Here is a 14,527-nt window from a genome sequence, read left to right on the forward strand (position 1 = left end):
CTGCTGATGCACGCCATGGGGCCGAACGTGGCCGGGGTGATTGGCTCGGCGATAGCCGCAGGCGTGATGCTGAAGTACGTGATGGCGATGTAATTCGTCATTCTCAGGAGCGGGGTTTCTCGCTCCTGCAAACAATGAGGGATCGATAATGAGTGAGATGATTGCCGTTCGTCAGGCTATGTCAGTACCGTCAAAAGAGACCGTCATGCGCTACGTCGCAGAAGCCCTCGGTCATATCACCACGCTGGAACCATCATTACATTTGCTGCCCTGGGCAGGTGACAACCACCCTGACAGCCCGGCGCTGTTCGCGCAATGCTATGACGCCGGGCTTCGCGCGGCAAACCAGCGCACCCCGCTGACCAGGGACGCTATTCCGCAGGCGCTGAGGCAGTCGGAAGTCGTGTGGGTGCAAGGGATTGGACTATTATGCCTGGCCGCGGGTTATATGTGTGCGCACAAGCAGCCGCTGACGCATAACCGCTTGTGCGACCTGGTTAAGACATTCGCAGTGGAATTTCCCCATTGGGATGATGAACCGCTAAGTGGATTTGCCACGGTGCGCGGCATCGCTTTGCCTGTTTTCCGGCGTCTGCAGCGCGATGGTCATACCCCGCACGTCATCCTGCTACAGACGTTGCTGCATCTGGTGGCCTGGCGCAGCGGTTCGCCGTACGCCAGACAGCAAGCTCAGCGGCTGCTTTGGCTGGGCGGTGTGCTGGGGGAGGAAGGCGAGTTGAATCTGATGGTGCTGGATAAGGAATTGCGGGAATATCCGGTAGAAGAGGAACGTCTACCTGCACTGCTGATCTTCACGGATTTTCTGGCGCATTTCCCGGCGGGGCCGATTTTTGTTGATTAAGTGTCGTGGCGCTAGCGCCGAAACCGGGTGTTCCCCGGAGTCGGTGCTTTGCGCCTCGTCCGGGCTACAACCTATTAGTTCGACGCCGGATATTCCTGAATCGTCACCTGCATTGTCAGCTTTTTATCTTCACGCATTACCACTACTGGGATCACTGAACCTGGGCGGATCTCCGCGACCTGGTCCATGGTTTCCAGCGCGGAAACCGCCGGTTTACCGTTCACTGAGATAATCACGTCGTTGTTCTGAATGCCTGCCTGCGCGGCCGGGCCGTCCGGGGCGATTTCGTTAACCACAATCCCCTGAATCTGATCGATAGCGCCGCCCTGCGCGCGCAGCGGCGCAATTTCACGACCGCTAATGCCGATAAAGCCGCGGATCACGCGACCGTCACGGATGAGCTTATCCATAATTTTGGTCGCCAGCTGGAATGGGATCGCGAAGCTCAGCCCTTCTGGTGTCTCGCCGTCGTTGCTCTTATCGAAAGAGAGGGTGTTGATACCCATCAGTTCGCCCAGCGAGTTCACCAGCGCGCCGCCGGAGTTACCGTGGTTGATGGAGGCATCGGTTTGCAGGAAGTTCTGTCGGCCGCTTGGGTTCAGGCCGATACGACCGGTGGCGCTGATAATCCCCTGGGTGATGGTCTGACCGAGGTTATACGGGTTGCCGATAGCCAGCACCACGTCGCCGATGTGCGGTACGCGGGTGGGATTAATCGGAATCACCGGCAGGCCGCCGGTGGCGTTAATTTTGAGTACCGCGAGGTCGGTCAGGCTATCGGAGCCAACGAGCAGCGCTTCAAACACCCGGCCGTCCTGCAGGGCGACGATAATCTGGTCCGCATCGTTGATCACATGCTTGTTGGTAATGATGTACCCGCGCTGATCCATAATCACGCCGGAGCCGAGCGTTTTAATCTCCAGCTGGCTGTGGGTGCTGCTGTTCAGGCTGCGGTTATAGACGTTAACTACCGCAGGCGCGGCGCGGCGCACCGCCTGATTATAGCTGGCAGGGGTTTCGTCCGTGCTGCTAAAGCGCTGAGTGGCTAACGGATTCCACTGGCGCAAAGAGGGAACGGTCACAATCAATATGCCGCCAACCAGTAAACCTAGTGCGACGGAACGTAAGAGCTTTAGAAGCATGATACAAGCATCATCGTTGATGAGAAAACTGGGCGAAGCATACCACGAGTTTACCGGACATACATTGCATGCTATGTCCGGTTTCCGAGGATTAGCGCATAAGCAGGTAGATGCTCTCGTTACCGCGCATAACGTTGAGTGCAATCACCGCGGGTTTGGTTTCCAGCACCTTACGCAGCTCGGCAATCGATTCAGTCTGCTGGCGGTTCATGCCGATAATGACATCATCTTTATGCAAACCTACCTGAGCGGCCGGACTGCCTTTCTCGACGTTGGAAATCACTACCCCTTTGGTGCCGCTTTTCGCCTGACCATCGCTCAGGGTTGCCCCTTCCAGCGCTGGGATAATTAGCTGTGCGCTGGCGGTGGATGAGGTGCTCTTATCCAGCGTGACTTCAACTTCCAGTGGTTTGCCGTCGCGCAACAGGCCCAGCTTCACTTTCGAACCTGGTTCGGTCGTGGCAATGCGGGAACGCAGTTCGGCGAAGCTATTCAGCGGTTTACCGTTCAGGCTGGTGATCACGTCACCGGACTTAATCCCGGCTTTGGCTGAGCCTGAGTTTGGCAGCACTTCGCTGACGAAAGCGCCACGCTGCACGTCAAGATTAAACGCTTTCGCGATGTCGGCGGTCATTTCCATCCCGCGGATGCCGAGCAGGCCGCGTTTGATTTCACCAAACTGAATCAGCTGCTGCGCCAGGGTTTGCGCCATATTGCTCGGGATGGCAAAGCCGATGCCGATGCTGCCGCCGCCGGGAGCCAGAATGGCGGTGTTGATGCCAATCAGCTCGCCGTTGAGGTTGAGCAGCGCACCGCCGGAGTTACCGCGGTTAATGGCGGCATCGGTTTGAATAAAGTTTTCCAGCCCTTCAAGATTCAGGCCGCTGCGGCCCAGCGCCGAGACAATCCCGGAGGTTACGGTCTGACCGAGACCAAACGGGTTACCGACCGCGACGGCGAAATCGCCCACGCGCAGCTTGTCGGAGTCGGCGATGGCGATTTGCGTCAGGTGGCTGGCTTTCTGGATTTGCAGCAGGGCGATGTCGCTTTGATCGTCGCTGCCGATAAGCTTGGCTTCAAATTCGCGGCCATCGTTAAGCTGGACGCTGATCTTCTGGGCGTCGCTCACCACATGGTTGTTGGTCAGCACATAGCCTTTGATGGCATCGATGATGACCCCGGAGCCCAGCCCTTCAAACTGCTGTGTGGGTTCATTTGCCGGGTTACTGCCGTCATCGCCAAAGAATTTCTTCAGCTCATCCGGAACCTGCTGATTCACCGGCGCGGTGCCCTCTACCTTCACGCTCACCACGGCGGGCAGCACTTTCTCCAGCATCGGCGCGAGGCTCGGCAGAGTACCCTGGCCTGGAACCTGCGTCGGCAGCGAGGCCAGTACCGGAGCCGGTACGGCGAGTGATAACCCGATGCTTAACGCCAGTGCACTTAACAGTAAAGTCGATTTCTTCATTGATGCTGGCCCTCATGACCCTGTATGCAAGGACAATACTTCCCGAAAAGACTGATGTTATTGAAGTAAATATAGTCGGCGTGAGCAGAAGAGGACGGGCGCAAATGATGCGCCCGTGAAATATTTATGGAATGCAGATTAATCGCGTTTTGCGCTTCCGCGCAGCAGGCCGGATGCGCCATCAGAATAGTCGCGCGGCATCTGAACCGGCGCCTGGTCGTTACCCGCTTCGGATTCGGCCAGACGGTTACGGAACGGGTTGGCGTCTGGAGACATGCCCGGCAGCAGGTTGCTGGAGCTTTTCGCCATGTGCTGATAAATCTGGCGGTAGTCGTCTGCCATGTTATCAAGCAGTTCCGCGCTGCGGGCAAAATGGCTGACCAGCTCTTCGCGATACTCTTCCAGCTCGGCTTTGTTTTTCTCCAGCTCGTACTGCAGCGCCTGCTGCTGACGTAATTTGCTATTACCAAAACGCATGGCCACGGCACCGATGATGATACCGACAACTAACCCAATTAGCGCGTATTCCCAGGTCATGAACATCTCCCGTTGTTTTATAGTTCCATAGGGTATTGGCAGCTTCGGCAGCTCCATGCCAGCGCCCGATAGTGCCACTATAACCGCTAATCCCGTAGAAGTGGAATCCTGACGCATCATCGCGTAGTGTAGAACGGACTTTTTTTAGTCAATCGTGAAGTAAGACATACCGGTTTTCAAAGGAATAACAATTAGATCATGCAAAGCCAGTCCCCCACATCGCGCTATCTTCAGGCTCTTGAAGAGGGCAGTCATCAACCCGATGACGTTCAGCGTGAGGCGGTTAACCGCCTCGACACTATTTACCAGGAACTGCAAAACAAAACGCCCGCACCTGCGCCTGCCTCCGGCGGTGGCCTGCGCGCGCGCTTTGGCAAGCTGCTGGGTAAGAAAGAAGCCGACACCCCGCCTGCGGTGCGCGGCCTTTATATGTGGGGCGGCGTAGGGCGCGGCAAGACCTGGCTGATGGATATGTTCTATCAGAGCCTGCCGGGCACGCGTAAACAGCGTCTGCACTTCCACCGCTTTATGCTGCGGGTGCACGAAGAGTTGGGCGAATTGCAAGGGCACAGCGACCCGCTGGAAATCGTCGCCGAACGGTTTAAAGCGGAAACTGACGTGCTGTGCTTCGATGAGTTTTTTGTTTCCGATATCACCGATGCCATGCTGCTTGGCGGCCTGATGAAGGCGCTGTTTGCCCGCGGTATTACGCTGGTGGCAACCTCCAACATTCCGCCGGATGAGCTCTACCGCAACGGCCTGCAGCGTGCGCGCTTCCTGCCGGCAATTGAGGCGATTAAAGAACACTGCGACATTATGAACGTTGACGCGGGCATCGACTATCGTCTGCGAACGTTAACGCAGGCGCACCTGTGGCTATCACCGCTGAATGCCGATACGCGCCAGCAGATGAACAAACTGTGGCTGGCGCTGGCGGGTACCGCGCAGCAGAACCAGACGACGCTGGAGATTAACCACCGTCAGTTGCCGACGCTGGGCGTTGAGAACCAGACGCTGGCGGTGTCGTTCACCACGCTGTGCGTCGATGCGCGCAGCCAGCACGACTATATCGCGCTCTCACGCCTGTTCCACACCGTGATGCTCTACGACGTGCCGGTGATGACGCCGCTGCTGGAGAGCGAGGCCCGCCGCTTTATCGCGCTGGTGGATGAGTTCTATGAACGCCACGTGAAACTGGTGGTCAGCGCCGAGGTGGAGCTTTACAACATCTATCAGGGCGAGCGCTTGAAGTTTGAGTTCCAGCGCTGCCTGTCGCGTTTACAGGAGATGCAGAGCGAAGAGTACTTGAAGCGCCCGCACATGCCATAAATGCTACCCTCTCCCCGTGGGAGAGGGGCTGGGGGTGAGGGCATCAGGCCGCATATCCCCAAACCCCGAAAAACCCGCGTCAAATCTCATAAAGGGGTCGATCTTTGACCCCGACTTCTCTATAATCTTGCGACCCCACGTTACAAGAGAGTTTTTTTCCCAAAACTTTCTCTGCGCCGGCATAGGCTATTCGAAGGGGTAGGTTTGCTGGACAATGTCGTGTGAACCTCAACTGACAAAACGTTTGGGTGTTCACCAACGTGTAACTAATTTATTTGGGTAAGCTTTTAATGAAAACTTTTACAGCTAAACCAGAAACCGTAAAACGCGACTGGTATGTTGTTGACGCGACCGGTAAAACTCTGGGCCGTCTGGCTTCCGAACTGGCTCTGCGCCTGCGCGGTAAGCACAAAGCGGAATACACTCCGCACGTAGATACTGGTGATTACATCATCGTTCTGAACGCTGATAAAGTTGCTGTAACCGGCAACAAGCGTACTGACAAAGTGTACTATCGTCACACTGGCTACGTCGGTGGTCTTAAAGAAGCGACCTTTGAAGAGATGATTGCTCGCCATCCTGAGCGTGTGATTGAAATCGCGGTTAAAGGCATGCTGCCAAAAGGCCCGCTGGGTCGTGCAATGTTCCGTAAACTGAAAGTTTACGCGGGTAACGAGCACAACCACGCGGCACAGCAACCGCAAGTTCTTGACATCTAATCGGGATTATAGGCAATGGCTGAAAATCAATACTACGGCACTGGTCGCCGCAAAAGTTCCGCAGCTCGCGTTTTCATCAAACCGGGCAACGGCAAAATCGTTATCAACCAACGTTCTCTGGAACAGTACTTCGGTCGTGAAACTGCCCGCATGGTAGTTCGTCAGCCGCTGGAACTGGTCGACATGGTTGAGAAACTGGATCTGTACATCACTGTTAAAGGTGGTGGTATCTCTGGTCAGGCTGGTGCGATCCGTCACGGTATCACCCGCGCTCTGATGGAGTACGATGAGTCCCTGCGTTCCGAACTGCGTAAAGCTGGCTTCGTTACTCGTGATGCTCGTCAGGTTGAACGTAAGAAAGTCGGCCTGCGTAAAGCACGTCGTCGTCCTCAGTTCTCCAAGCGTTAATTTGTTTCTGCTTCGGCAGACAACAATTGGCGAAAAAAACCCGCTCCGGCGGGTTTTTTTATGCCCGCAATTCGATGGCCGCTGGGCTCTTTTTCCGCTTTTCCGGAATCCCCTCACCACAAGCCGTTCAAAATCTGGTAGACTATCATCCAATTTTCTGCCCAAATGCGCGCGATTGTTCATTTTTTGTTTAATTCGTGAACGAGAATGTTGTTCAGCGTGCAGATAGGGCTAATCATCTGGCTAGCCGCCGTTGTGGCTGGTAGCAGTAAAAATTCTGAATATACCTGGAGGTTTTCATGGCTGTCGCTGCCAACAAACGTTCGGTAATGACGCTGTTTTCTGGTCCTACTGACATCTATAGCCATCAGGTCCGCATCGTGCTGGCTGAGAAAGGCGTCAGCTTCGAGATAGAGCACGTGGAAAAGGACAATCCACCGCAGGATCTGATTGACCTCAACCCGAATCAAAGCGTACCGACACTGGTGGATCGTGAACTGACTCTGTGGGAGTCACGCATCATTATGGAATACCTGGATGAGCGTTTCCCTCATCCGCCGCTGATGCCTGTTTACCCGGTCGCACGTGGTGAAAGCCGCCTGTACATGCACCGTATCGAGAAAGACTGGTACTCACTGATGAACACGGTGATGAACGGCTCCGCTGCTCAGGCAGACGCTGCGCGTAAACAGCTGCGTGAAGAGCTGCTGGCCATTGCGCCGGTCTTTACCCAGAAGCCGTTCTTCCTGAGCGATGAGTTCAGCATCGTCGATTGCTACCTGGCTCCACTGCTGTGGCGTCTGCCGGTGATGGGCATCGAGCTTGTTGGTGCGGGTGCGAAAGAGCTGAAAGGCTATATGACTCGTGTCTTCGAACGTGACTCTTTCCTCGCGTCCTTAACGGAAGCCGAGCGCGAAATGCGCCTTGGCCGGGGTTAATTGAATGGAAGTATCACAGCTTTCCCCACGCCGTCCGTATCTGCTGCGTGCGTTCTACGAGTGGCTGCTGGATAACCAGCTGACGCCACATCTGGTGGTCGATGTCATGATGCCAGGCGTGAACGTACCAATGGAATACGCGCGTGATGGGCAGATCGTGTTGAACATCGCGCCGCGCGCGGTGGGCAACCTTGAGCTGGCCAACGATGAAGTGCGCTTTAACGCGCGCTTTGGCGGCGTACCGCGTCAGGTTAACGTGCCGCTGGCCGCCGTGCTGGCTATCTATGCCCGTGAGAACGGCGCCGGAACCATGTTTGAACCTGAAACTGCATACGATGAAAATGCAGAAAGCTTCAATGATGATGAAGACGTGGATAACGGTGGAAGCGAAACGGTGATGTCAGTGATTGATGGCGATAAGCCCGATATCAGCGATGACAACGACCCGGATGATACGCCGCCACCGCCTCGCGGTGGGCGCCCAGCGCTCCGCGTAGTGAAGTAAGATGAAAACAGGCCCTTTGGGGCCTGTTTTGTTATGTAGGTTTTATTGGGTACTGTTAGCGCATATAGGCTCTCCCGGAAGGGGATATTCCAGCGAGCGTTATAGAGGTATGAATTGTTAAGATTCACCAGACAGCGTCTGCTGAATGTCATGGTGCTGGAAGTTTTGCGAACTGCTTTCAAAGAATGCGTAGACAAGTATTTAGCAGGGAAATACAGGCTCCCCATCCATAAGCGTAACGCTTTGGTAGGGGAGCCGGAACGGTTTTACACTTCCAGGTAGTTCATAATCCCGTCAGCCGCTTTACGACCTTCGGCAATCGCCGTGACCACCAGATCCGAGCCGCGCACGATGTCACCACCGGCGAAGATTTTCGGGTTGCTGGTCTGGAAGGCGTTATCAATACCTTCAGGCGCAATGACGCGGCCCTGCGAGTCCAGCTCAACGCTGTGCTTCGCCAGCCATTCCATGCTGTGCGGACGGAAGCCAAACGCCATCACCACGGCATCGGCTGGCACCACGTGCTCGGAACCGGCGACGATCTCCGCGCGACGGCGGCCTTTCGCATCCGGCTGGCCCATCTCGGTACGCGCCATTTTCACGCCGCAGACCTTGCCGTTGGCATTCACTTCCACGCCCAGCGGCTGGACGTTGAACTGGAATTCCACGCCTTCTTCACGCGCGTTTTTCACTTCGCGTTTGGAGCCAGGCATGTTCTCTTCGTCACGACGGTAGGCACAGGTTACGTGCGTTGCGCCCTGACGAATGGAGGTGCGTACGCAGTCCATCGCGGTGTCACCACCACCGAGTACCACCACGCGCTTGCCTTCCATGCTGACGTACGGCTCTTCGGCGGTTTCGCCGAAGCCCATAATCTGCTTGGTGTTGGCAATCAGGAACGGCAGGGCATCGAATACGCCGGAAGCATCTTCGTTCTCCAGGCCGCCGCGCATGGACTGATAGGTGCCCACGCCGAGGAAGACGGCATCGTAATCCTTCAGCAGGTCATCCAGTTGGACGTCGCGGCCCACTTCAACGTTGAGTTTGAACTCAATCCCCATGCCGGTGAAGATCTCACGGCGGCGGGTCATCACCTCTTTTTCCAGCTTGAAGGCCGGGATACCGAAGGTCAGCAGACCACCGATTTCAGGGTGACGGTCAAAGACCACGGCTTTCACACCGTTACGGGTCAGCACATCAGCACACGCCAGGCCCGCCGGGCCAGCGCCGATGATAGCGACTTTCTTGTCGGTCTGCTTCACACCGGTCATATCCGGACGCCAGCCCATCTCGAACGCTTTATCGTTGATATAGCGTTCGATGTTGCCGATGGTGACCGCGCCAAACTCGTCGTTCAGCGTACAGGAACCTTCGCACAGACGGTCCTGTGGGCAAACGCGCCCGCAGACTTCTGGCAGGGTGTTGGTCTGGTGTGATAGCTCGGCGGCTTCAAAAATACGCCCCTCGTTGGCCAGCTTCAGCCAGTTAGGGATGTAGTTATGTACCGGACATTTCCACTCGCAGTAAGGGTTACCGCAGGACAGGCAGCGGTCTGCCTGTGCTTTGGCCTGGCCTTCGGAAAACGGCTCGTAGATCTCAATAAACTCGATCTTGCGGATCTTCAGCGGTTTCTTTGGCGGATCAACGCGCTGCAGGTCGATAAATTGATAAACGTTCTGACTCATGATGACCTCTTACTGCGCCTGCACACGCAGCTCAGCTGCGCTACGACTACGGTGACCCAACAGGGCTTTCACATCACTGGACTTCGGCTTAACCAGCGCGAACTTCGCGGAGTAAGTCTCCCAGTGCGCCAGGATCTCTTCGCCGCGGGAAGAACCGGTCAGCTGCACGTGCTCGGTAATCAGACCGCGCAGATGCTCTTCGTGAATCGCCAGCGTGTCGACATCCAGCACTTCCACCAGTTCCGGGTTCACGCGCTTGCGGAAATCACCGTCTTCATCCAGTACGTAGGCGAAGCCGCCCGTCATACCGGCACCGAAGTTAACGCCCGTTTTGCCCAGCACGCAGACAATACCGCCGGTCATATATTCACAACCGTTGTCACCGATACCTTCTACGACGGTAATCGCCCCGGAGTTACGCACACCGAAACGTTCACCGGCGCGGCCAGCAGCGTACAGACGACCACCGGTCGCGCCGTACAGACAGGTGTTGCCGATGATGCTCGCTTCATGGCTGCGGAAGGATGAACCGACCGGAGGACGAATCGCCAGCAGACCGCCCGCCATGCCTTTACCGACGTAGTCGTTAGCATCGCCGGTCAGGTACAGCTCAACGCCGCCTGCGTTCCACACGCCGAAGCTCTGGCCCGCGGTACCGCTGAAGTGCGCTTTAATCGGGTCTGCCGCCAGACCCTGGTCGCCGTGGGTCTGGGCAATATAGCCAGACAGCGATGCGCCAACGGAACGGTCGGTGTTGCGGATATCAAACCAGAAGGTTTTGCTCTGGCGCTCATCCACAAACGGTTTTGCCTGCTGCAGCAACTGCGCGTTCAGCACGCCGTTATCAAACGGCGGGTTGTTCTCGGTGCAGTACAGCGCTTTGCCAGGATGTGGCTCAGCGGTTTCCAGCAGACGAGACAGCTCCAGCTTCTGCTGCTTGGCGGTGAAGCCATCCAGCTCTTTAAGCAGGTCGGTGCGGCCAATCAGGTCAACGAGGCGGGTTACGCCCAGTTCAGCCATCAGCTCGCGCACTTCACGGGCGATAAATTCAAAGTAGTTGGTCACTTTGAACGGCAGGCCGTGATAGTGGTTCTTACGCAGTTTCTCATCCTGAGTTGCTACGCCGGTTGCGCAGTTGTTCAGGTGGCAAATACGCAGATATTTACAGCCCAGCGCGACCATTGGCCCGGTACCGAAGCCGAAGCTTTCAGCGCCGAGGATGGCCGCTTTAATGATATCGACGCCCGTTTTCAGGCCGCCGTCCACCTGCAGACGAATCTTGTGACGCAGGCCGTTAGCGACCAACGCCTGCTGCGTTTCGACCAGACCCAGTTCCCACGGGCAGCCTGCGTACTTCACGGAGGAGAGCGGGCTTGCACCGGTACCGCCGTCGTAGCCGGCGATGGTGATAAGGTCGGCATAGGCTTTTGCCACGCCGGTTGCGATGGTGCCCACGCCCGGTTCGGAAACCAGTTTCACGGAGATCATCGCTTTCGGGTTGACCTGTTTCAGGTCGAAAATCAGCTGCGCCAGATCCTCGATAGAGTAAATATCGTGGTGTGGCGGTGGCGAAATCAGCGTCACGCCCGGTACGGAGTAGCGCAGTTTGGCGATGTACGGGGTGACTTTATCACCCGGCAGCTGGCCGCCTTCACCTGGCTTCGCGCCCTGGGCAACTTTAATCTGAATCACGTCAGCGTTAACCAGGTACGCTGGCGTCACGCCAAAGCGACCGGAGGCCACCTGCTTGATGCGTGACACTTTGTTGGTGCCGTAACGCGCCGGGTCTTCGCCGCCTTCGCCGGAGTTCGAGTTGCCGCCGATGCTGTTCATTGCTTCAGCCAGCGCTTCGTGTGCTTCCGGGCTCAGTGCGCCGATAGACATCGCCGCGGTATCGAAACGCTTGAACAGGTCGCTTGCAGGCTCAACGTCGGCCAGGTTGACGGTTTCGCCGTTCGGGCTAATCGCCAGCAGGTCGCGCAGCGTTGCTGCAGGGCGGTTGTTGACCAGCTCTGCATATTCTTTGTAATCGCTATATTCGCCGCTCTGTACCGCCTGTTGCAGGGTGCGTACCACGTCCGGGTTGTAGGCGTGGTATTCGCCACCGTGGACGTACTTCAGCAGACCACCCTGTTCCAGCGGTTTACGCGCCAGCCAGGCACGCTTCGACAGGTTCAGCAAATCTTGCTGGAAGTCATCGAACGACGCGCCGCCAATGCGGCTCACCACGCCCTGGAAGCAGTTATCGACCACATCATCGTGCAGGCCAACTGCTTCAAACAGCTTGGAGCAACGGTAAGACGCGATGGTCGAGATGCCCATTTTGGACATGATCTTGTACAGGCCTTTGTTGATGCCGTTACGGTAGTTCAGCATCACCGTGCGGTAGTCTTTCTCGATAGCATGGGTATCGATGAGACGGCCCAGGGTTTCATACGCCAGGTACGGGTAGATAGCCGTGGCGCCAAAGCCGAGCAGCACCGCAAAGTGGTGCGGGTCACGGGCGCTCGCGGTTTCGACGATGATGTTGGCATCGCAGCGCAGGCTCTTATCAACCAGACGGGTCTGGATAGCGCCCACTGCCATCGGTGCCGGTACCGGCAGACGATTTTTAGCGATATTACGGTCAGAGAGCACCAGCAGTACGGTACCGTTACGGACCATCTGTTCGGCTTTATCGCACAGCGCTTTCACCGTCTCTTCGAGGTTGGTTTCCGTCACATCGAAGGTGATATCCAGCGTGTCGGCGCGGTAGTGCTCCTCTTTCATCGTGGTGAGCTGATTGAAATCGGAGTACAGCAGAATCGGTGATTTGAAGCTCAGGCGGTGCGCCTGGCCTTCCGCTTCGCAGAAGACGTTCATCTCGCGACCGATGCTGGTCGCCAGCGACATCACGTGTGCTTCACGCAGCGGGTCGATTGGCGGGTTAGTCACCTGCGCAAACTGCTGGCGGAAGTAGTCGTAAATGATACGCGGCTGGCTGGAGAGCACGGCGAACGGGGTATCGTCACCCATTGAGCCGACCGCTTCCTGGCCGTTTTCACCGAGTACGCGGATAACGGAATCCAGCTCTTCGGCGCTGTAGTTAAACTGTTTCTGGTAGCTGGCGAGGGTATCGTCGTCCAGCTCGCGGCTGCCAACGCGGTCGTCCGCCAGATCTTCGAACGGCACCAGGCGGCGAACGTTCTTCTCCATCCACTCTTTGTACGGGTGGCGGCTTTTCAGATCGTTGTCGGTTTCGGCCGAGTGCAGAATGCGGCCGCTGCGGGTGTCGATAACCATCAGCTCGCCCGGGCCTACGCGGCCTTTTTCAACCACTTCGTCAGGCTGGTAATCCCAGATACCGACTTCAGAGGCGCAGGTGATGAGCTTGTCTTTGGTGATGACGTAGCGCGCGGGACGCAGACCGTTACGGTCGAGGTTACAGGCGGCGTAGCGACCGTCAGACATGACGATACCTGCCGGGCCGTCCCACGGCTCCATGTGCATGGAGTTAAAGTCGAAGAACGAACGCAGATCCGGGTCCATATCCGGGTTGTTCTGCCAGGCCAGTGGCACCAGCAGACGCATGGCACGGATGATGTCCATCCCGCCCGCCAGCAGCAGCTCAAGCATGTTATCCATGGAGCTGGAGTCGGAGCCAGTTTCGTTAACAAACGGCGCAGCGTCGTGCAGATCCGGGATCAGCGGGGTCTGGAACTTATAGGTACGTGCGCGCGCCCACTGGCGGTTACCGGTGATGGTGTTGATTTCGCCGTTGTGCGCCAGATAGCGGAACGGCTGAGCCAGCGGCCAGCGTGGCACGGTGTTAGTGGAGAAGCGCTGGTGGAACAGGCAGATGGCTGATTCCAGGCGCAGGTCTGCGAGGTCCAGGTAGAAGCGCGGCAAATCCGCCGGCATACACAGACCTTTATAGATGTTGACCAGGTTCGACAGGCTACAAACGTAGAAGTCTTTATCTTCCTGGAGGCGTTTTTCGATACGGCGACGCGCGATAAACAGGCGGCGCTCCATATCGCGTGGACGCCAGCCCGCAGGGGCGTTAACAAAAATTTGTTCGATGCGAGGCAGAGAGGAGAGGGCGATCTCACCCAGCACGCCTTCATTGGTTGGCACATCCCGCCAGCCGACGATAGACAGGGTTTCACGCTGCAGTTCTTCTTCTACAACACGGCGAGATGCCGCAGCCCGTTCAGGATCCTTATTCAGGAACAGCATCCCAACGGCATAGTTTTTCGCTAAACGCCAGCCGCGCTCTTCGGCGACGATGCGAAAGAAACGGTCAGGTTTTTGCAGCAGCAGGCCACAACCGTCACCGGTTTTACCGTCGGCGAGAATTGCGCCACGGTGCTGCATTCGGGCCAGTGCGTGTATCGCGGTACGCACTACCTTGTGGCTAGGTTCGCCTTCTATGTGGGCGATCAGGCCGAAACCACAGTTATCCCTCTCAAGGGATTTATCGTACAACATATCAGTGAACCTCCCCAGGCTCTACGGGACGCCCCCTTAATCGATTGCGCGCAAGGCACAGCAAGAGCATGGCGACGGGGTATGGCATTCATCTGCCTAACCTCGCATTCGCCCTCTTTTATCCTTTTCGCGTAGGTCGCACAAGTTTGAGGACTTGCTTAAGAGGGAATCTCAATTACTGCATAAATATGATGAGCAGACTGCTCATCCAGAAAGCTTCCAGCGGATTCCCAACTTATCGGGAATCGATACATAGGTCAAATGGCAATCTTATTTATACAGAAATGTGCTATAGAGCAATTAACATAATGATATATAAGGAAAATATGTCATTTTTGGCTGACGTTAAGCGTGCTGAATGGGATTAGCTAGTGTGATCTGTCTCACTATCTGAAAGCGCTGTTTTAATCGTCATGCACTGTTTATATCACGATAAGTAGCATTTAATGCTGGCATGGAGTGTG

Annotated in this window: 12 protein-coding genes; 7 read left to right on the forward strand and 5 right to left on the reverse strand. The window is 56.4% G+C overall.

From position 1 onward, the window contains the following. Together HII27_RS10040 and HII27_RS10045 are read left to right on the forward strand one after the other, a co-directional pair. Window positions 1–93, forward strand: a 93-nt coding sequence (locus HII27_RS10040) for a sodium ion-translocating decarboxylase subunit beta (RefSeq protein ID WP_185667779.1), incomplete at its 5' end; no start/stop codon positions are given. A gap of 55 nt (window positions 94–148) precedes the next feature. Further along, window positions 149–862, forward strand: coding sequence for a hypothetical protein (locus HII27_RS10045; protein WP_185667780.1), 714 nt, complete (start codon window positions 149–151; stop codon window positions 860–862). Between the two features lie 74 nt (window positions 863–936). On the opposite strand, the gene degS is transcribed toward HII27_RS10045, so the two are convergent. The 3 genes from degS to zapG form a co-directional block, all read right to left on the reverse strand. Beyond that, window positions 937–2,004: an outer membrane-stress sensor serine endopeptidase DegS gene (gene degS, locus HII27_RS10050; RefSeq protein WP_185667781.1), complete on the reverse strand. Its 1,068-nt coding sequence runs from the start codon at window positions 2,002–2,004 to the stop codon at window positions 937–939. 91 nt (window positions 2,005–2,095) lie between these two features. Next, on the reverse strand, window positions 2,096–3,472 hold the full coding sequence (gene degQ / locus HII27_RS10055) for a serine endoprotease DegQ (RefSeq protein WP_185667782.1): 1,377 nt from the start codon (window positions 3,470–3,472) through the stop codon (window positions 2,096–2,098). Between the two features lie 138 nt (window positions 3,473–3,610). Continuing rightward, entirely contained in the window at window positions 3,611–4,009 is a 399-nt protein-coding gene (zapG, locus tag HII27_RS10060; protein WP_035891191.1) for a Z-ring associated protein ZapG, read from the reverse strand. A 198-nt stretch (window positions 4,010–4,207) separates the two neighbouring features. Here zapG and zapE point away from each other — a divergent pair, with 198 nt between their 5' ends. From zapE to sspB, 5 genes are all read left to right on the forward strand, one after another. Then, entirely contained in the window at window positions 4,208–5,338 is a 1,131-nt protein-coding gene (gene zapE / locus HII27_RS10065) for a cell division protein ZapE (RefSeq protein ID WP_185667783.1), read from the forward strand. 290 nt (window positions 5,339–5,628) lie between these two features. Continuing rightward, window positions 5,629–6,057, forward strand: a complete 429-nt coding sequence (gene rplM, locus HII27_RS10070; RefSeq protein ID WP_185667784.1) for a 50S ribosomal protein L13 — start codon at window positions 5,629–5,631, stop codon at window positions 6,055–6,057. A 15-nt stretch (window positions 6,058–6,072) separates the two neighbouring features. Beyond that, complete coding sequence (rpsI, locus tag HII27_RS10075; protein WP_000829818.1) at window positions 6,073–6,465, forward strand: 30S ribosomal protein S9; 393 nt, start codon at window positions 6,073–6,075, stop codon at window positions 6,463–6,465. Between the two features lie 299 nt (window positions 6,466–6,764). Further along, window positions 6,765–7,403 carry a stringent starvation protein SspA gene (gene sspA / locus HII27_RS10080; protein WP_185667785.1) on the forward strand — a complete coding sequence of 213 codons (639 nt, stop codon included), beginning with the start codon at window positions 6,765–6,767 and terminating at the stop codon, window positions 7,401–7,403. Between the two features lie 4 nt (window positions 7,404–7,407). Further along, window positions 7,408–7,908: a ClpXP protease specificity-enhancing factor gene (gene sspB, locus HII27_RS10085; protein ID WP_185667786.1), complete on the forward strand. Its 501-nt coding sequence runs from the start codon at window positions 7,408–7,410 to the stop codon at window positions 7,906–7,908. Between the two features lie 266 nt (window positions 7,909–8,174). Here the strand turns inward: sspB and gltD are convergent, their stop codons facing one another. Continuing rightward, a complete protein-coding gene (gene gltD, locus HII27_RS10090) occupies window positions 8,175–9,593 on the reverse strand; it encodes a glutamate synthase subunit GltD (protein WP_185667787.1) in 1,419 nt (472 codons plus the stop codon). Window positions 9,594–9,602: 9 nt separating this feature from the next. Continuing rightward, window positions 9,603–14,063: a glutamate synthase large subunit gene (gltB, locus tag HII27_RS10095; RefSeq protein WP_185667788.1), complete on the reverse strand. Its 4,461-nt coding sequence runs from the start codon at window positions 14,061–14,063 to the stop codon at window positions 9,603–9,605. Window positions 14,064–14,527 lie beyond the last annotated feature (464 nt).

Source organism: Kluyvera sichuanensis, from assembly GCF_014218705.1.
In the GTDB taxonomy this organism is placed as follows: Bacteria; Pseudomonadota; Gammaproteobacteria; order Enterobacterales; family Enterobacteriaceae; genus Kluyvera; species Kluyvera sichuanensis.